11 protein-coding genes and 1 pseudogene are annotated in these 19,384 nt (G+C 37.1%); 6 read left to right on the top strand and 6 right to left on the bottom strand.

What is annotated here, in order from left to right; genetic code table 11:
* Window positions 1-12: 12 nt before the first annotated feature.
* Together A5482_RS12695 and uvrA are read right to left on the bottom strand one after the other, a co-directional pair.
* Complete coding sequence (locus A5482_RS12695; RefSeq protein WP_446684773.1) at window positions 13-4,482, bottom strand: PAS domain S-box protein; 4,470 nt, start codon at window positions 4,480-4,482, stop codon at window positions 13-15.
* Between the two features lie 110 nt (window positions 4,483-4,592).
* A complete protein-coding gene (gene uvrA / locus A5482_RS12700; RefSeq protein ID WP_069791782.1) occupies window positions 4,593-7,376 on the bottom strand; it encodes an excinuclease ABC subunit UvrA in 2,784 nt (927 codons plus the stop codon).
* Window positions 7,377-7,705: 329 nt separating this feature from the next.
* Here uvrA and A5482_RS12705 point away from each other — a divergent pair, with 329 nt between their 5' ends.
* The 5 genes and pseudogenes from A5482_RS12705 to A5482_RS12725 all read left to right on the top strand — a co-directional run bounded on the left by A5482_RS12705 (window position 7,706) and on the right by A5482_RS12725 (window position 15,805).
* Window positions 7,706-9,073, top strand: a complete 1,368-nt coding sequence (locus A5482_RS12705; RefSeq protein WP_069791781.1) for a hemolysin family protein — start codon at window positions 7,706-7,708, stop codon at window positions 9,071-9,073.
* A pseudogene (locus tag A5482_RS12710) lies at window positions 9,070-10,491 on the top strand (type IIL restriction-modification enzyme MmeI); the annotation flags it as partial. The gene A5482_RS12705 and the pseudogene A5482_RS12710, both read left to right, overlap by 4 nt.
* A gap of 164 nt (window positions 10,492-10,655) precedes the next feature.
* Window positions 10,656-12,041, top strand: coding sequence for a type IIL restriction-modification enzyme MmeI (locus A5482_RS12715; RefSeq protein WP_069791780.1), 1,386 nt, complete (start codon window positions 10,656-10,658; stop codon window positions 12,039-12,041).
* Between the two features lie 142 nt (window positions 12,042-12,183).
* A complete protein-coding gene (mnmG, locus tag A5482_RS12720; RefSeq protein ID WP_069791779.1) occupies window positions 12,184-14,088 on the top strand; it encodes a tRNA uridine-5-carboxymethylaminomethyl(34) synthesis enzyme MnmG in 1,905 nt (634 codons plus the stop codon).
* Window positions 14,089-14,392: 304 nt separating this feature from the next.
* Window positions 14,393-15,805: an MFS transporter gene (locus tag A5482_RS12725; protein ID WP_201150103.1), complete on the top strand. Its 1,413-nt coding sequence runs from the start codon at window positions 14,393-14,395 to the stop codon at window positions 15,803-15,805.
* A 93-nt stretch (window positions 15,806-15,898) separates the two neighbouring features.
* Here A5482_RS12725 and A5482_RS12730 read toward each other — a convergent pair whose 3' ends face one another.
* Entirely contained in the window at window positions 15,899-16,171 is a 273-nt protein-coding gene (locus tag A5482_RS12730; protein ID WP_069791778.1) for an RNA recognition motif domain-containing protein, read from the bottom strand.
* A 298-nt stretch (window positions 16,172-16,469) separates the two neighbouring features.
* On the opposite strand from A5482_RS12730, the gene A5482_RS12735 reads away from it, so the two are divergent.
* Window positions 16,470-16,889 carry a (2Fe-2S) ferredoxin domain-containing protein gene (locus A5482_RS12735; protein WP_069791777.1) on the top strand — a complete coding sequence of 140 codons (420 nt, stop codon included), beginning with the start codon at window positions 16,470-16,472 and terminating at the stop codon, window positions 16,887-16,889.
* A 52-nt stretch (window positions 16,890-16,941) separates the two neighbouring features.
* Here the strand turns inward: A5482_RS12735 and A5482_RS12740 are convergent, their stop codons facing one another.
* Genes A5482_RS12740 through A5482_RS12750 form a run of 3 tightly spaced genes read right to left on the bottom strand, consistent with a single transcriptional unit; the run spans window position 16,942 to window position 19,325 of the window.
* On the bottom strand, window positions 16,942-18,636 hold the full coding sequence (locus A5482_RS12740) for an ABC transporter ATP-binding protein/permease (protein WP_069791776.1): 1,695 nt from the start codon (window positions 18,634-18,636) through the stop codon (window positions 16,942-16,944).
* On the bottom strand, window positions 18,637-19,062 hold the full coding sequence (locus A5482_RS12745) for a type II toxin-antitoxin system VapC family toxin (RefSeq protein ID WP_069791775.1): 426 nt from the start codon (window positions 19,060-19,062) through the stop codon (window positions 18,637-18,639). It abuts the gene before it with no gap.
* On the bottom strand, window positions 19,062-19,325 hold the full coding sequence (locus A5482_RS12750) for a hypothetical protein (protein ID WP_069791774.1): 264 nt from the start codon (window positions 19,323-19,325) through the stop codon (window positions 19,062-19,064). Before A5482_RS12750 ends, A5482_RS12745 begins: the two co-directional genes overlap by 1 nt.
* Window positions 19,326-19,384: the final 59 nt, after the last annotated feature.

Here is a 19,384-nt window from a genome sequence, read left to right on the forward strand (position 1 = left end):
ATAACCGAACAGTTACAAATATTGACTGATAATTTGGTTAAATTGTTCTAGTACAATGGGTTTACTTAAATAATCATCCATTCCTGCCTGTAGGCAACGCTCCTTTTCTCCTTTGATTGTTCCTGCGGTGAGGGCAATAATAGGGGTATGGTGGGTTTCTATTTCTCTAATGGCTTCGGCTGCTTCATAGCCGCTCATGATGGGCATTTGAATATCCATTAGTATTAAATTGGGGTTATGTTTTCTAAATTTTTCTACGGCTTCTTGTCCATTTTTAGCGGTGATAACGATGCTATGGGCGATCGCCTTTTTGACCAAAATTTTAGTTAAAGTTAAATTAACTCGATTATCTTCAGCGATCAAAATCGTAACATTATCAACAGTCAACTCTTTTTCATCGGTAACACCATCATTTATATCGTTCAGGGAAGAATCAGGCTTTGTGACTCTTAGATGAGCTAGAGTAGAATACAATTGATCAAGGCTAATGGGTTTATTGTGCTGACTTTGAATACTTAACTCCTCACAAGCCAAGTTAATATCTCGATCATTGGCTACACTATGTAATAAAACAATAGGTAAATGATTAGAGTCAAAGGATTGACGGATAATTCTAATTAAATCTAAACCATTACTATCAGGCAAACTATAATCAATTATCGCCCCCTCATAAATATCTGGATTCTTATTTAAAATATTTTGAGCTGAAGCACAATCATATACAACATCACAAACAATATTTTTACGTAATAGCATCTGCCTGAGAATATCGCAGTTATTAACATTATCATCCACAATCAATAAACGTTTAATACTACCCAAACCCTCATACTCAATCTCCTCTCCCATATTAGTTTTTAGTTGTAAAGTAAAATAGAAACAACTACCTTTATTAAGCTCACTTTCTAAGTGCAATTCACTACCCATCAACGCCAATAACTTATTAGAGATAGTTAAACCTAACCCTGTGCCTCCGTATTTACGAGTTATGGAATTATCCTCTTGCGCAAAGGCTTGAAAGATATTCTTTTGCTTTTGTGGGGTAATTCCTGTGCCAGTATCTCTCACAGAAAACTGTAGATTGAAAACTAAATTATCATTTTCTAAAGGGTGTAATACTTCTGAAAAAGGTATTTTAATACTCTGGGCAATGGTTATTTTTAGTTCTATTTCTCCTTTTTCTGTAAATTTAACCGCATTTCCCAGGAGATTAATCAAAATTTGTTTTACTCTAATTTCATCTAACCAAGCAAAACGGGGTAAATCTGGAGAAATATTTAATAGAATTTCAATATCCTTATCGGCTACTTTAAGGCGAATTATATCAATTACCTCGGAAGCAAGATTCCAAAGATCTGTTTTATAATAGGAAAGTTCTAGTCTTCCTGCTTCTATTTTGGAAAAGTCGAGAATGTCATTAATTAAATCCAGCAGAATATTACCCGATTGATTTACTAGGTTGAGATATTTTTTCTGAGTATTATCGAGATTGGTTTCTAACAGCAATTCCGAAAAACCAATGACACCGTTTAGGGGAGTACGAATTTCATGGCTCATATTCGCTAAAAATTCTGACTTTGCCCGATTTGCTAATTCCGCTTGTTGTTTTGCCAAGTTCAAATTTTCTTCAAGACTTTTTCTTTCCATCGCACTGGCAATACTATCGGCAAAACTCTGTAACAAAGCCGTTTCCCCTTCTGTCCATTTTCTTTTTTTCTGACAATCATCAAACCCAATAATGCCGACGAGTTGTCCTTGATAAAATATAGGGATATAGATAAAAGATTTTATATTCTGTTCTTCTATTAACGATTTAAAAACTAAATCATCTTCTATGTCATCGGTGAATGTTTGAAAGGGTTTCCCAGCTAATAGTACTTCTCCTGCTAGGGGATACATGGAGATGGGAATATTAATTAATTGGGGATTTTTTATGACCATGGGTCTTCCGTCGGCATAATATTCATATTGATGATTACAGATAGGTTCATGTTCTCCCTTTTCTACGGTAAAGTAATACGCTTGATCTGTGCCAAGGGCATCGCATAGAATTTTAAGGGTAAGGGCGATCGCACTTTGTACATCATCATTAACCAACAACTCCTTTGTCGCCAAAGAAATAGCAGAGAGCATCTTTTCCTTTTGCTGTAATTTATGATTAGCTTTTTGAATTTTATTTTTAGTTAATTTTTGACGAGTAATATCAAATATAACCCCCTCTAAATAAAGGAGTTCTTCCCGTTGATTATAAACCCCCCTACCCTTATCAGAAACCCATACTACGCTATTATCAGTAGTCACCACAGCATATTCTATCTCGTAACTAGTTTTGCTTAAGACAGCTTTATTGACCTTCTCGCAAACTTTTTTCCTATATTTAGGATGAATTATGTCATACAAATTAATGCGGTTATCTATAAAATCTTGAGGTTGATAACCCGTTAATCGTTTAATTTCATCACTAATGAATAAAGTCGTGTAACTATTATCATTTAGGCACTGATAAGCAACCCCCGAAAGATTAGCAATGAGGTTTTTAATTTTATTCTCACTTTCTGCCAAAGCAATTTTTGTTAACTGATTCTCAGTAATATCCGCAGTAATACCATCTATTCTAACAATTTCCCCTTCATCATCCCGAATATACTTAATCTTGTTAGAAACCCATTTAACTTGTCCTGTGGCGGTAACAACACGAAATTCCGTATTATGGTATCCGTAGGCTTCCAAATTTTCCAGAATAATGGGAATTTGATATTGATCATCTGGATGAATTACCCTTTGCCAAAGGGAACTATCTTCAATCCATTCCTCCATAGAAATGCCATATAATTCCTCTACAGAGGGAGTAACATATAGTGTGTTTTGTTCAGGATAAGTAACTGACCATACCACCTCATTAAGAGAACCCAAAATACTTTGTAGCTGTTGTTTTGTGGTTAATAACTCTTGTTGAGCGATTTGATTTTCAGTAACATCCGTTTGGGTACCAAACCAAAACCAGTTACCATTCTCATCCTGTTGAGGTTGAGATTTTATCTGCATCCAGCGCACCTTACCATCACCAATAAATCGGACTATTTGGTCAAAAGGAGAGCGACAAATCCCCGCTTCATAGTTCTTAGTCATGAATAAATCTCGATCATCAGGATGAATTTTATCAATGGCTAATTGAGGATTTTTCAACACATCCTCCGCTTTCAAACCATTTAAATTACTCCATACAGAACTAACATAACTAAATCTAAAATCTTGTGTCAATTTGAAAATACCCATAGGTATAAAAGACACTAACTGATCAAATTCCTTTGTTTTTTTTGCCAAAGCAATTTGATTTTTTTTATCTTCATCAATATCCTGAAAAGAACCATAAAGACGACGACATTTTCCATCTTGAAAATCCGATTCAATGATCGCCTTTACCCAAATGTCTTTCCCCGTTGCCGTTACTAGCTGCACCTCAAAGGAAGAAGACGTACCATTCATAATAGCTCCCTCCACCGCCTTTGTGACAGTATTTCGACTTTCCCCTTCTCGATAAAAATTAATAGCATCATCCAAAGTTGGTTGAAAATCTAAAGGCAATTCATGGATAATCTTCGTCATATCAGTCCATTGCACAGTATCTTCTTCTAAATTAACTTCCCAACCACCAACCCTTGCCAAACGGCTAGTTTGTTCTAAAAATTCCTTAGTTAAATTAAGATCAAATTCAGTCTTTTTAAGAAGACTTATATTCTTGATAGTAGCGCACAAAAATATAACATTACCTTCATTATCATTAATAGTATAGTTACTAGCTAAAACAGGAAAATAATGACCATTTTTATGTTTAAAATCTATTTCAATATTTTTATTATTTATGCTAGAAATAGTATTACAAAAAATACTTTCATAAAAATTAACATCTTCATCCTTCCAATAAACAAAAGGAGGATATTTACCCATCAACTCATCCCGACTAAATCCCGTCATCTCACAAAAAGCAGGGTTTACTTCCAAAGTTTTCCCTTCAGGAGATAACACCATAAAACCATCAGGAAGATTGGTAATAACCGAGTTAGAAAATTGTTTTTCCCTTTGTACCTTTTCTTCTCTCTGTTTTCTTTCTGTAACATCCCTTGCCAAACCATAAATTAAGCCCCCATGGATTTGAGCTTTCCATTCCAGATAAATATATGTGCCATTTTTATGACGACATCTATTTTCAAAATAGTTAATAGACTCTTGGCTTTGAAGTTTTCTAAAAACAGCGAGACTACCTTCTAAATCATCGGGGTGAACAAAATCAGCAAAATTACATCCCTGTAACTCTTCTATAGAGTAGCCGAAGATTTCTTCCCAAGAAGGATTTAGTTGTAAAAAATAACCCTCTAAATCCGTTACACATAATAAATCTAACGCCAAGGAAAAAAACTGATCTAAATTGTGTTGCCCTATATTTTGCAAATTCTTATTGCGGCCTGATTCCTCGACATTCATTAGTTTTTCGATTTTATCTTAATCCTGCTTAAACTATTTTACTTGTACTTTCATTCTATTCGCGTGTTTTTGGGAAGAATGTACCTTGAAATTTTTTTTGACTATTCATTTTATCTTTGGCATTTTGTAATATTTTTCAGATACTTAGCTAAATGAGACTTTTTTGATTTGGCAATATCTTCAGGAGTGCCAATGGCAACCAATTCTCCGCCCTTGTTTCCCCCTTCCAAACCTAAATCAATAATCCAATCAGCGCACCTTATCACATCCAAATTATGCTCAATGACAATGATAGAGTTGCCTTTATCTGCCAATTTTTGAAGTACATTTAAAAGATGGTGAACATCATAAAAAGATAATCCCGTGGTAGGTTCATCAATTAAATATACCGTTTTTCCCGTGGCACGGCGAGATAATTCTGTGGCTAGTTTTACCCGTTGGGCTTCTCCCCCCGATAGGGTAGGGGCTGATTGTCCTAGTTTGACATAGGTTAAGCCTACATCCACGAGGGTTTGTAAACGATTTACGGCACGGGGGATATTTTCAAATACCTTGAGGGCTTCTTCTACCGTCATATCCAACACATCGGCGATGGAATAACCTTTATATTTCACTTGCAAAGTTTCCCTGTTATACCTTGCCCCTTTGCATATATCACACTGTACATATACATCAGGTAAAAAATTCATGGAGATGACGTTTACCCCCTGCCCTCCACAGGCTTCGCACCTTCCCCCTTTGACGTTGAAGGAAAAACGCCCTGCTTTGTAACCCCTCGCCTTGGCTTCGGTGGTTTGGGCAAACATTTCCCGAATTACGTCAAATACCCCTGTATAGGTTGCGGGATTGGAGCGGGGAGTGCGTCCGATGGGAGATTGATCGATTACAATGACTTTATCAACGGCTTCTATGCCTTCTAGGCTGTCTAGTTGTTTGGGGAAAGGGGTGTTACGTTGGAGGTGATGTTTGAGGGCTGGATAGAGTAATTCATTGATGAGGGTGGATTTTCCTGAGCCTGAAACTCCTGTGATACTGACAAATTTTCCGAGGGGAATTTGGACATCTATATTTTTGAGATTGTTACGGTGACAGTTTTTTAGGGTTAAAAAGTTGCCGTTTCCTTCCCTTCTGGTTTCGGGGATGTCAATTTTTTTTCTGCCTGATAAATAGGCACTGGTGAGGGATTCTTTTGATTTGAGGAAGTTTTTGTAGTTCCCTTGATAGACAATTTCCCCGCCGTGGACTCCTGCCTTAGGGCCAATGTCAACTATATAGTCAGCGCTCTTGATTGTGTCTTCGTCATGTTCTACAATAATTAAAGTATTGTCGAGATCTCGTAATTTTTTGAGGGTTTCTAAGAGGCGATCGTTATCTCGTTGATGTAAACCGATACTTGGCTCGTCTAATACGTATAATACCCCTGTTAATCCTGAGCCTATTTGGGTGGCAAGGCGAATGCGTTGGGCTTCTCCCCCTGAAAGGGTCATGGCGGTACGGTCTAGGGTAAGATAGTCTAAGCCGACATTTAATAAAAATTCTAGTCTTGCTTTGATTTCTTTGAGGGCCAATTCTCCTATCTGGGCTTGTTTGGGGGTGAGGTTGATGTTATTTACTCGATTTAGGCATTCTCCGATGGAGACGCTGGTTAAGTCGTGGATGTTGTATTGTCCTAGTTTGACAGCGAGCGCCTCGGGCTTCAGTCTTTTACCGTGGCACACTTCACAGGTTTGATGTTCGATGTACTGTTCTAGTTTTTGTTTGATTACTTCGGAGTTACTTTCTTGATAAGTTTTTTCGAGCATGGGAATTACGCCCCGATAGTAACCGTACTGGATTTGTTGAATTTCTTTGTCTCCGTGGAGGATGATATGTTGTTGTTTTTCGGTGAGGGTATGCCATTTATCGCTTAGTTTGAAGCCGTATTCTGTGGCTACATATTCGAGGAGAGATGTGTAGTAGGGGTTTTCTTTGTCTGCCCAAGGGGCGATCGCCCTTAGAACCATGGCATCAGGATCTGGTACAATCAAATCAGGAGAAAACTGCTTTAGACTACCCAAACCGTGACAATGTCCACAAGCACCATAGGGAGAGTTGAAGGAAAAAAGACGAGGTGATAATTCTTCCATTACTGCCCCATGGGTTGGACAAGCAAAGTTTTCAGAGAATATGATGGTTTCTTCCTCTTTACCGACAATTTCCACCATGGCAACCCCCTCAGCAATTTTTAAACAGGTGCCTAGGGAATCGGCTAATCTTTCTTGAATATTACTCTTGACTACGAGGCGATCAACCAGTACGCTTATATCATGTTTTTTAGAAGATTTTAGCTCAATATTATCCCCTAACTCCCGAATCTCCCCATTTATTTTTACCCTCACAAATCCCTGAGAGCTTAAACTAGATAGTAGTTGATGATGGTTACCCTTTTTCCCTCGTACCACAGGGGCAAGTAAATGTAGCTTAGTTTTTTCAGGTAAAGCTAAAATGCGATCGCACATTTCATCGATGGTTTGCGGAGCGATGGATTGACCACAGATAGGACAATGGGGTTCTCCTGCCCTACCATAGAGTAATCGCAAGTAGTCGTAAATTTCTGTAACCGTGCCTACCGTTGAGCGAGGATTATGGGAGGTGGATTTTTGATCGATAGAAATGGCAGGGGATAGCCCTTCAATGCTATCTACATCGGGTTTATCCAGTTGCCCTAAAAACTGTCGGGCATAGGCACTTAATGACTCTACATAACGCCTTTGCCCTTCGGCAAAAATAGTATCAAAAGCAAGGGAGGATTTTCCGCTACCCGATACCCCCGTAAAGACGATTAACTGATTGCGGGGTAATTCTAAATCAATATTTTTGAGGTTATGTTGTCTAGCGCCACGAATACGAATCATTAGTTAATAGATGATTGATAATAAAATTTGGATTTGCCTTGTCTTCTGTACAGCTAATTTTTTGAATGGGAAACCAATTACGACTCATTACCTAATTACCTTGAGGAAAATATAGGGTGGGTTTCAGGTAAAATAGTTTTACTGTGGAATAACCATGAGTATAGGGACTTAGGAAAATCCAAGCCCCTAACGGTTGATTGTTGATTTGTATCTATGATACCGTATCTCAAAGCTAACTTGTATCCCACATCAAGAGGCACTCCAAGAAAAAAAACTTTGAGTTGACACCAAAAATAACACTAATAAAATTAATTACTATTCATTACTAAATGAGTTTGCCCGACATAGGATTTAGACTACTCGCCATATTTTCCCTGATTACCATTAACGCTTTTTTTGTTACGGGGGAATTTGCCATAGTTTCCGTGAGGCGATCGCGCATTAACCATCTAGTATTAGAAGGAGATATACCTTCCCAAACTGTCCAATCCCTCCAAAAAAGTTTAGACAGACTCCTTTCTACCACCCAATTAGGCATCACCCTTTCTAGTCTTGCCCTCGGTTGGATTGGGGAAAGCACTATGGCGCAAATACTGCAATCATTCATCATTACCTTACCCTTATCCCCCAATGTTAGTGAAATATTAATTCATTCCGTATCCATTCCCCTTTCCTTCGTGCTGTTAGTATATCTACAAATAGTATTAGGAGAATTATGCCCTAAATCTTTTTCCCTGCTTTATGCCGAACATTTAGCCCGACTCCTTGCCCCCCCTATTCGAGTAATCGGTACCATTTTTAAACCCTTTATTGATATTCTCAACCAATCAACCAAATTTATATTACGTTTATTTGGGGCAGAATATACAGGGCAAGGCTGGTACAAACAAGTTACCCCCGAAGAATTACAACTCATCATCCGCACAGAAAGAGAATCATCAGGGTTAGAAGCCGACGAAAGGGAATTACTCAGTAATGTGTTTGAATTTGGGGATGTGGAAGCCTTAGAAATCATGACACCCCGAGTAAATATTGATTATTTATCCTTTGATTCTACCTATCAAGATTTAATCGAAGAAGTAGCCAAAACAGGACATTCTCGTTATCCTGTCATTGGCGAATCTTTGGACGATATTCGGGGTATTATCAACCTAAAAGACTGTGTTTCTTTCTTGGGAAAAAATGGAGAAGAGTCAGCAGAAAATCCACATCCCAAGCTATCAGAAAGTAAATTAGGACAATCCATAAAAGACTTAATTCGCCCCGTCAAATTTTTATCAGAATTTACTCCCCTGAGTGAATTACTCAACGTGATGCAAAAATCACGGTTAAAAATGGTCATTATCGTAGATGAATATGGAGGCACCGCTGGATTAGTGTCTATGCAAAATTTAATCAACGAAATTTTGGGCCATGAGGAAAAAAGTACCGCCAATCAAGAGTCGGAGGTTACTGTCATCGATGAGCAAAACTTCCTCGTATCTGCCCAAATCAACCTTGAAGAATTGAATGATTTACTCGATTTTAGTTTACCTCTCACCGAAGAATATACAACTTTAGGGGGATTTTTAATTTATCAGTGGCAAAAAATTCCCTCCATCGAAGAAATATATGGTTTTGATAATCTTATTTTTACCATTGCTGATATGGATGGCCCTAGGATTAATAAAATTAAAATTACCATCAAGGAATCATGACAAACAACCATCAGGAAAATCTAGAAAACTTCATCCAATTTTGTCAACAATACATTACAGGGCAAGAGAGGAAAGAAGCCCAGATATTTCTTGATCGGTTTTTCCAAGCCTTTGGGTATGATGGGGCGTTGGAAGCAGGGGCAAAATACGAGGAAGCCATCAAAAAAGGTAGTAAGAAAAAAAATACAGGGTTTGCCGACTTAGTTTGGAAACCGAAGCTACTTATCGAGATGAAGAAAAAAGGGGAGGATTTAAGCAAACATTACTCCCAAGCCTTTGAATATTGGTCAAGACTCGTACCAAATCGCCCTCGATATGTCATTCTTTGTAACTTCGATGAGTTTTGGATATTTGACTTTGATTTACAACTAGATGAGCCTGTAGATATAATTCCTTTACAAGAATTACCTCACCGATATTCTGCCCTTAACTTCATGTTGAAGGGTGATGTGGAGTCAATTTTTAAAAATAATCAGGTTGATGTCACTGAAAAGGCAGGAAGAAGATTAGGGGAGTTATTCCAAATATTGCAAAATCGCCTAAATTCTACTCCTAATTCTGGAGAAACTCAAAACTCTACTCCCCCCTTATTAAGGGGGGTTGGGGGGGATCAAACCCAGTGCCCCTTAACCCCCAATTCTGGGGAAAATAAAACCCTCAAAATTCAGCGGTTTATCTTGCAGTGTGTGTTGGCAATGTTTGCTGAGGATAGAGGTTTGTTGCCTAATAATCTGTTTATCCGTTGTGTGGAGGAATGTATTCATGGCGCCAATAGTTATGACGTGTTGGGGGGTTTATTCCGTGAGATGAATAATCGGGGGGTGACTCCTGCAGGAAAATATCAGGGGGTGGAATATTTTAATGGCGGTTTGTTTGCTACGGTGGAAGCCCTTGATTTAACTCCCTCTGAGTTGGAAATATTAGCCACTGTGGCGCGTCAAGATTGGAGTAAGGTGCGCCCTGCCATTTTTGGGAATATCTTTGAAGGCACGGTGAATGCCAAGGAAAGGCATAGTTATGGAATGCACTACACCTCGGAGGCGGATATTATGAAAATTGTACGCCCTACCATTAGCAAATATTGGGAGGATTTGATTGATAGTGCTAATTCTGTTAAGGATTTGACCAATTTACAGTTAAGGTTACAATCGTACAAGGTTTTGGATCCTGCCTGTGGTAGTGGTAATTTTCTTTATGTGGCTTATCAGGAGTTAAAGAGAATTGAGCAGTTATTGTTAGACAAAATTAGGGCAAGGAGTAAAAGGCAGAATGTTCAACAAAATCTTAGTTTTGTTACTCCGAATCAGTTTTATGGCATGGATGTAAATCCTTTTGCGGTGGAGTTGGCTAAGGTTACTTTGATGATTGCGCGAAAGGTGGCTATTGATAAGTTAAGTTTGACTGAACCTGCGTTACCTTTAGATCTGTACTTTAGACTAATTTGAACTGTAAGAAGCTATGATCCTTATATAGCAAGAATTTTGACTATTCTTATCCGTTTAATGTAAAAAATATAAAATATACGTCATATAAGGGTTTCAGCGTTTAAAATTAGATTTAGTCTAAACTCAAGTTAGATAGTTTGGATCAAAATATTCTCTGTACTGATGCTTTATTTTCTCCTTGGGTAAGGGCTGATGCTATTATCCGTAATCCTCCTTTTTTGGGTGGGAAAAAACTACGACAAGAATTAGGGGATGAGTATGTAGAAAAAGTTTATCAGCAATTTAAAGATATAAAAGGACAACCTGATTTTTGTGTTTATTGGTTTAGAAAAAGTCATGATTATTTAGCAGAAAATTCTCGGGCTGGTTTGGTAGGAAGTAATTCTATTTCTCAGAATGTTAGTCGTAATGCAAGTTTAGATTATATTGTAGAAAATGAGGGCTTTATTTATGAGGCGGTTTCGACTCAACCTTGGTCAGGAGAAGCGGCGGTTCATGTTAGTATTGTTAATTGGTGTAAACAAAAGCCCGATCAATTATTTTTAGATGATAAGTTAGTTAAAATTATTAATTCATCTTTAAAAAATGAAATTTCTGTTGCTTTTGCTAAAAAAATAAAATGTAATAAGAACCTCTCTTTTCAGGCGTGTGAATTATCTGGCAAAGGTTTTATTATCAGTGAAGAAGAAGCTAAGGAATGGATAAAAAAAGATTCTAATAATCAGAAAGTATTAAAACCGATGATTGATGGTAGGGGGTTGATTCATCCTTTTGAGAAGTTGGACTGGGTAATTGATTTTAACGATATGCCCATTGAAGAAGCATCGAATTACAAATTACCTTTTGAAAGAGTTAAGGAAAAAGTAAAGCCAGAAAGGGATAAAAGTCGAGAAAAAATAAGGCGCGAAAGATGGTGGCAGTTTGGAAGAAGTCGCTCTCTTATGCGAAAACAATTAAAAGGTTTAAGTTGTTATTTTGCTATTCCTAAAGTGGTTAAATATGTGGTTTTTTCCCCTGTAGATATATCTATATTACCCTGCGAAGCAAATATGGTTGTTGCTTCTGATGATTTTTATATCTTAGGAGTTTTAACCTCAAAAATCCATCGTTTATGGGTAAAGGCTCAAAGTTCAACTTTAAAAGGAGATACAAGATATACGAATACTACTTGTTTTGAAACATTCCCTTTTCCCTCACCCCTAGCCCCTCTCCCCAAGGGCGAGGAGAGTAAGATAAAAGAAACAAAAGTCTCTGTTATTAAGGGAGATTTAGAAGGATCAAAAATTGTGCAACAAATCAGAGATAAAATGACAGAATTACACGAATATAGAACAGAGCAAATGGAGAAAAAACAATGGGGAATTACTCAGTTATATAATGCCTTTTTTGATGAGCCTAGCAGTAAGTTGTACAAGTTACATCAACAGTTAGATGATTTGGTAATGAAGGCGTATGGTTTTGATGAGAATGGGGATATTTTAGAGCAATTGTTGGAGTTAAATGAGGCTATGGCGGAAAATTGATTGCCCCTACTGCCCTTAATAAGGGGGGAATTTAAGGGCTATGATTGTTGTTAGATAACCACCATCACAAGGGAAGTTCAAACTGAGTTATCATAAAAGATTAGATTAAGCACCTCAGTTTTGCAGATAGATAAAGGATAAAATGACCATTAAAACCCCCGTAGAATTTCAAGACGAATTTGATGTAATCATTATTGGTGGTGGACATTCTGGCTGTGAGTCAGCCCTTGCCAGTGCGAGGTTAGGATGTCGCACCCTGATGCTAACCCTTAACCTTGATAAAATTGGGTGGCAACCTTGTAATCCTGCGGTGGGTGGCCCTGCAAAATCTCAACTTACCCATGAAATCGACGCATTGGGGGGCGAGATTGGCAAAATGGCGGATAGGACATATTTACAAAAAAGGGTATTGAATAATTCCCGTGGCCCTGCGGTATGGGCATTGAGGGCGCAGACTGACAAGCGTGAATATGCGACGGTGATGAAAAATATTGTGGAAAATGAGCCAAATTTGTCTATTCGTGAAGGGATGGTAACGGATTTGGTGTTGGGGAAAAATGATGAAGTGATAGGGGTACAAACCTATTTCGGTACTTGTTTTAAGACTAAGGCGGTGGTATTAACTACAGGTACTTTTTTGGATGGTAAAATCTGGATTGGTGGTAAATCCATGGCGGCTGGAAGGGCTGGAGAGTTTGCTGCGGTAGGTTTGACGGAAACTCTTAATAATTTGGGGTTTGAGACGGGGAGGTTAAAAACGGGTACTCCTGCACGGGTAGATAAGCGCACCGTTGACTATACAAAAATGGAGGTGCAACCCCCTGATGAGGAGATTCGCTGGTTTAGTTTTGATCCTGAAGTGTGGGTAGAAAGAGAACAAATGAACTGTTATCTTACTCGTACTACCACCAAAACCCATCAATTGATTAAGGATAATCTCCATTTGTCGCCTATTTATGGCGGTTTTATTGACTCAAAGGGGCCTCGTTATTGTCCTAGTATTGAGGATAAGATTGTTCGTTTTGCGGATAAAGACAGCCATCAAATTTTTATTGAGCCTGAAGGTAGAGATATTCCTGAGTTATATATTCAGGGGTTTTCTACGGGTTTACCTGAAAATATACAGTTGCAAATGTTGCGCACTTTGCCAGGGTTGGAAAATTGTGTGATGTTACGCCCTGCCTATGCGGTGGAGTATGATTTTTTACCTGCTACCCAGTGTTATCCTACTTTGATGACGAAGAAGATTGAGGGGTTATTTTCGGCAGGGCAGATTAACGGTACTACGGGTTATGAGGAAGCGGCAGCGCAGGGCATCGTGGCGGGAATTAATGCGGCTCGTTTTTCTCGGGGTGAGGAGATGATTGTTTTTCCCCGTGAGGAGAGTTATCTTGGTACTTTGATTGATGATTTGTGTACGAAGGATTTGCGTGAGCCTTATCGGATGTTGACTTCTCGCTCGGAATATCGTTTAATTTTAAGGTCTGATAATGCTGATCAGCGTATGACTCCTTTAGGTCGTGAAATAGGGCTAATTTGCGATCGCCGTTGGAATTTATATCAAGAAAAACAAAAAAATATTATTGCTGAACAAGAAAGACTATACGAAACTAGAATCAAGGAAAGAGATGAGGTTGCCCTCAAGATTGTTGAGGATACAGAGCAAAAAATAAAAGGCTCAATTACCCTTGCGGATTTGTTGCGCCGTCCGAAGTTTCATTATGAAGATTTAGAGAGATATAATTTACATAATGCTGAGTTAAATAAGGCGGAAAAAGAAGGGGCAGAAATTGAAATAAAATATTCGGGATATATTCAAAGACAACAAAAGCAAATTGATCAAGTAGCCCGTCATAGTAATCGTAAATTACACGAAGATTTAGATTATATGAACATTGAAACTTTGTCCATGGAAGCAAGGGAAAAACTAACTAAAGTAAAACCTTTAACCATTGGACAGGCTACCCGCATCGGTGGGGTAAATCCTGCGGATGTTAATGCTTTATTGATTTATTTGGAGCTGCAAAATAATTTGTTAAAAAAGTAGTTAATTAGTGTAGAAATATGATCCCCCCTAGCCCCCCTTAATAAGGGGGGAATTCAATTTAATAATGTTATAAATACTTTAGTTAGTTAGGGTGTGTTAAGTAGGTTGGCGAAATTAATTATAGCTCTTATTTTATTAAGACTCTTATGAACAAGGGGTTTAAACCCCTTGCCTAAATCGATTTAATTATGCCTACTTACTTATCAGAAATGATCAAGGTTAATTTACAAAGATTTAAGCATACGAAAAAATCAAAAAATACAATTATTAATTATTTATTCTCCATTATCAATTAAAAAAGGGTATGTCTCAATCTTTGACTAACTTTGCTCAACAATTGGATGATTCGCCCATAACTCGCCCGATGTGGTTGTTATGGTTTTTATCTGCCTCTTTGATTGCCCTTGATGGGTTTGATTTTTTTGTCATTGGCATTGCTTTGCCTTTCCTAAAGCTAGATTTTGCATTGACTGCCACTGATACCGCTATGATAGCAGTAAGTGCGATCGCAGGGGCTTTGGTAGGTTCTCTAACTTTGGGGGCAATTACAGACAAAATCGGGCGCCAAAAGATGCTCTTAATCGACGTATTTTTGTTGATAAGTGCTAGTGTTGCCTGTGCTTTATCTCCGAATACCACATTTTTGATTATTTCTCGTTTCTTGGTGGGAGTTGGCATTGGGGCAGATTATCCCATCAGCGTAGCCTACATCACCGAAAATGTACCCTCTCGCCATCGAGGTAGGATGGTAATAGGTGCTTTTGCTTTTCAGGCCATAGGGACGGTTGTGGGGGCGCTAATCGGTATCATTGTGATTAATTATTTTCAATCTGTTTATCCTGAAACGCCTATTTTTGCTGTTCATTATGCTTGGCGGATAATGTTGGGCATGGGGGCATTATTTGGCATTTTAGTAGGGATTTTAAGACTTAAATTTTTACTGGAAAGTCCTTTTTATCATATCAATAGAGGGGAGTATGAAAAGGCATCTCAATCAGCTTCTATTTTGTTAGAAAAAGAGATTATTATCACGGCGGAAACTGAACCCATAAAGGATCAAGAGGTTTTAAATTACGGTGCTTTATTTTCTTCTAAGTATCGCATTAATACTTTATTCGCTTCTTTGCCTTGGTTTTTACAAGATATTGCTACCTATGGCATAGGAATTTTTACCCCTGCTATTATTACTTTTTTAGCACTTAATAATGAGTCAGATTTTTTTGTACAACAAATCAAGTCTGCACAGGGGGCTATGGTGGTGGATTCTTTTTTGATATTGGGATTTATTTTGGCTATTTTGTTAATTAATAAACTAGGTAGAATTTTCTTGCAAGTTATAGGTTTTGTCGGCATGGCGGTTGGTTTATTTTTATTGGGAATATCATCTTTTTTTCCTGCTCAAAGTTTTAGTAATATTGGATTAATTTTAGGGGGTTTTTTCCTGTTTAATTTATTCATGAATGGCGGACCAAATTCAACTACTTTTTTGTTATCAGGGGAGGTGTTTCCTTCTTCTATTCGGGCTAGTGGAGCGGGGTTTGCAGGGGCGATCGCCAAGGCTGGAGCCATTTTAGGAGCTTATTTATTACCTTCTATTCAAGAAGAAATAGGAGTAAGTAATGTTTTATTTATTTTGAGTATATGCTGTATTTTGGGAGCTATAACTACTTATGTTTTATCCCACAAATTAATATTTTTTAACCCTAGTGATAAGTAATTGACCAATAGAAAATATTAATAAAAAAATAACCCCCAACAAAAAAGCTAGGGGTTTGAAACTAAATTTGATTAAAAACTAAAGAAATATACCTTAGAATCTATCACGACGGTTTCCGCCTTCTTCACGAGGCTTAGCTTTATTAACCTTCATTTGTCTGCCCATCCACTGAGCACCATCCAAGGTTTCAATTGCAGTTTCTTCTTCATTATCACTAGACATTTCTACAAAACCGAAACCGCGCATTCTTTTAGTTTCACGATCAACAGGTAAATAAACACGTTTTACCTGACCATAATCAGAGAAGACAGTTTGTAAATCTTCTTCTGTAACATCATAGGATAAATTCCCAACATATATGGACATAGACTTGCTCCAATAATCTTAATTTACACTAGGGCAACTGAGACGACGGACGTGAGTCTTTCCATGCTGTGGAAGGAATAACCTTACTATTATACTGGAATCAAACACTGTTACCGAAACGAACCTCAAATTAACACTAATTATAATTTATCATATTACTTGTGTCATTGTCAGGGCAAAATAAGGGGCAAAATAATTGATAATGGGCGATTAATCATTGATAATTGATAACAGGTAATTAATTTCTCAATGGTACAGATTCTTCATTACTAATAAATTTTAGGGGTTGTTTCTAAGGATGGCTAATAAACTTATTCCCATGGTCAAAAAGCTACATTTAAATTCTATTAATCGTCATATTTTCTTATGTTGCGATCAAGCAAAACCTAAATGTTGTAATAAAGAAGATAGTCTAAAATCATGGCAATATCTTAAAACCAGACTAAAGGAGTTGGGCTTAGATAGTCCCAATTCTGAGAGGGAAACCTGTGTTTTTCGTACCAAAGCTGATTGTCTTCGGGTATGTTGTGATGGCCCAATTATGTTAGTTTATCCTGAAGGGGTATGGTATCGTAACGCTACCCCAGAGGTTATCGAAGAAATTATCCAAAAACACCTTATCAATGACGAAATTGTTGAGGAATACGCATTTCACCAAAAAGTTTTATCTCCACCCTCGGAATTATCCATCAGAGATGAAAAAGAAGTGCTTCAGTAAAGGCAGAAATTTGGGCGGTAAGTAGGCATAATCAAATCAGCCTACTTGATAATTAATTCTCTACGGCGATGGATTTATCGTCTTTAAATTTAATCATTGATTGATGATAATTGTTTAAACTTTCACGATGTCCTACACTAATATAAGTAATTTTTTGTAAAGTTAAATGATGATATAAACGAGCTTCATTGTCAATATCTAAAGCACTGGTAGCTTCGTCTAAGATGACATATTTGGGCTTGTTAATAAAGATACGAGCAAAGGCAACCCTTTGTTGTTCCCCTAATGATAACAATTCCCCCCAGTCTTTTTCCACATCAAAACCGCCAAATCTGGTGGCTAAATCACCTAAGTTTACTATGTCTAAAATATTCTGTAATTCTTGATCATCAATGGATTTGTCTAGGCTAGGATAAGTTAGTTGTTGTCTTAGGGTACCAATTATCATATAAGGGCGCTGGGGCAAGAAAAGCATTTCTTCTAATTCTGGGCGATAAATTACCCCTGTGCCAGAATTCCATAATCCCGCAATAGCCCTTAAAAATGAGCTTTTACCGCATCCGCTACTACCCATGATTAATAATCCTTGTTGGGGTGGTAACTCGAGAGAGAGATTATTGAATAGGGTATTTTGATAGTTGGGTGTCTGTAGGGTTAATTCTGTGGTGGCTAGTTTGCCGTTGGTAACAGTGTCAATGGTGGGTTTATTTTTACTATTAATATTAATCTCATTTTCAGCTTGTAAGAATTCTGAAAAAGTTGATAAACGATTAACTCCCGCGGCAAAACTGGTTAAGGATTGGAAGCGACTAACAATAATATTGAGAGAGAAAAATACTCTAGCAAATGCCCCTGTGGCTTCGCTTACTTTTCCTACTTCTAACTCCCCTGATAAAACGCTAGGGGCGACTACTATAGCTGGAATGACGTAGGGTAAAAATTCAAAGGTATTAACGAATAGTCCTAAATATAATTCTTGCCAAACAATTAATGAGTTAAAGTTTTGATAAACATCATTAAATAAATTTTTAAGGTGATTTTCTTCTTGTTTTTCCCCTTGATAAAAGGCAATGGATTCACTATTTTCCCTTACTCTTACTAATCCAAAACGGAAATTTGCTTCTTTTTTGAGTTGGGCAAAGTTGAGGTTAATTAATTTTTGTCCGAATACCCCCGTTGTGATAATGGTACCTGCGATCGCATATACTAGCAAAAAGATAACTAACTGCTGAGAAATAGACCACAAAACGGCACTAAAGGCAATTACCTGTAAAACCGATTGCACAACCACAAGCAAAAATAAGAGAGAATCTTGGGTAAAACCCCTTATATCTTCGGAAATACGTTGATCTGGGTTATCAATTTCTTTATATTTTGCCGTCAACTGATAAAATGAACGATTAGCAAAATATCGTCCCAAAAAATTTTCAGTTAACCATTTTCGCCAATATAAACCTAGTTTACTTTGTACATAGGAGAAACTGGCAAAAAGAGGAACATAAATTAGTAATACTGTTAAAAATGACCTAACGGCACTCCAAAAAATTGCTTCATCTTTAGCGGCTAAAGTAGAGATTAATTCCCCTTGATTTCGATTTAATAATACGCTTAACTGGGTATAACCAATTAATAATAATCCTAGTAATATTAAGAGAGTAAAAGCACCTTTTTTTTCTTTTCCTAACCAATATAATCGGGCGATATTCCAGAATTTTTTAAAGATATTTAGATTGACTTTTTCGTTCATTTAATTTAAAGATATTCGTTGAAATGGTTGTTTTCGATAACGACGATAAATATCAAAATCACTATCCAAAGTTAAAACAACAGAAATATTTAATTTTTCAGAAATAGTAATTAAAGATAAATCAGCAAAATCACCAGGCAAATCTACATATTGTTTATTAAGTTCTTTTATTCGGCTAAAATTTTTAGGTAAAAGGGGAATACATTCATAAAGATTTTCAGCTAAATCATTTAAAAACTCATTCTGTGTACGATAATCAGCACTAAGAAGATACATTACTTCAGTAATACAAGGAAGCGAAGTAATCAGTTTACTGGTGCATTGTTCAAAAAAGCGACAAGCAGCATTATGGTAGTTATCTCTTGCACTGTAATAAGCAATTAAAATACTGCCATCAGTGATAATGATAGGGGGATAATTATTCATTAATCAGGTGTATCATAATTGCTTTTAATATGACTTTTCACCATTACTTTACGATTTTCTCTGAGGGATAAATCAGGAGATGCATTTTGGAGTAAATATTTAGGGTGTCCTCCTCGTCTTTGTGCTAAAGTTTGAGGGGGTTGTAATGTTTGCCAATGTTGATAAATTAATTCCCTGAGTAATTCTTCTGAAGTCTTATTTTCTTTGATTGTTATTTCGGCTAAATAGCTTTGAGTTTGTTCATCTAGGTTAATTGATAGCATTTTCTTACTCCCAAATTGAAAAATGTTTGTTGATAATATTACCTACAAAATTTACGATT

Origin of the sequence: Cyanobacterium sp. IPPAS B-1200 (assembly GCF_001747005.2) — a bacterium.
GTDB lineage: Bacteria > Cyanobacteriota > Cyanobacteriia > Cyanobacteriales > Cyanobacteriaceae > Cyanobacterium.

Bases quoted from the DNA above. Each gene is read 5' to 3' on its own strand.
- mnmG (WP_069791779.1), top strand. From the start codon at position 12,184: ATGACCATTAAAACCCCCGTAGAATTTCAAGACGAATTTGATGTAATC.
- A5482_RS12705 (WP_069791781.1), top strand. From the start codon at position 7,706: ATGAGTTTGCCCGACATAGGATTTAGACTACTCGCCATATTTTCCCTG.
- uvrA (WP_069791782.1), bottom strand. From the start codon at position 7,376: ATGATTCGTATTCGTGGCGCTAGACAACATAACCTCAAAAATATTGAT.
- A5482_RS12735 (WP_069791777.1), top strand. From the start codon at position 16,470: ATGGCTAATAAACTTATTCCCATGGTCAAAAAGCTACATTTAAATTCT.
- A5482_RS12750 (WP_069791774.1), bottom strand. From the start codon at position 19,325: ATGCTATCAATTAACCTAGATGAACAAACTCAAAGCTATTTAGCCGAA.
- A5482_RS12740 (WP_069791776.1), bottom strand. From the start codon at position 18,636: ATGAACGAAAAAGTCAATCTAAATATCTTTAAAAAATTCTGGAATATC.
- A5482_RS12730 (WP_069791778.1), bottom strand. From the start codon at position 16,171: ATGTCCATATATGTTGGGAATTTATCCTATGATGTTACAGAAGAAGAT.
- A5482_RS12725 (WP_201150103.1), top strand. From the start codon at position 14,393: ATGTCTCAATCTTTGACTAACTTTGCTCAACAATTGGATGATTCGCCC.
- A5482_RS12745 (WP_069791775.1), bottom strand. From the start codon at position 19,062: ATGAATAATTATCCCCCTATCATTATCACTGATGGCAGTATTTTAATT.
- A5482_RS12695 (WP_446684773.1), bottom strand. From the start codon at position 4,482: ATGAATGTCGAGGAATCAGGCCGCAATAAGAATTTGCAAAATATAGGG.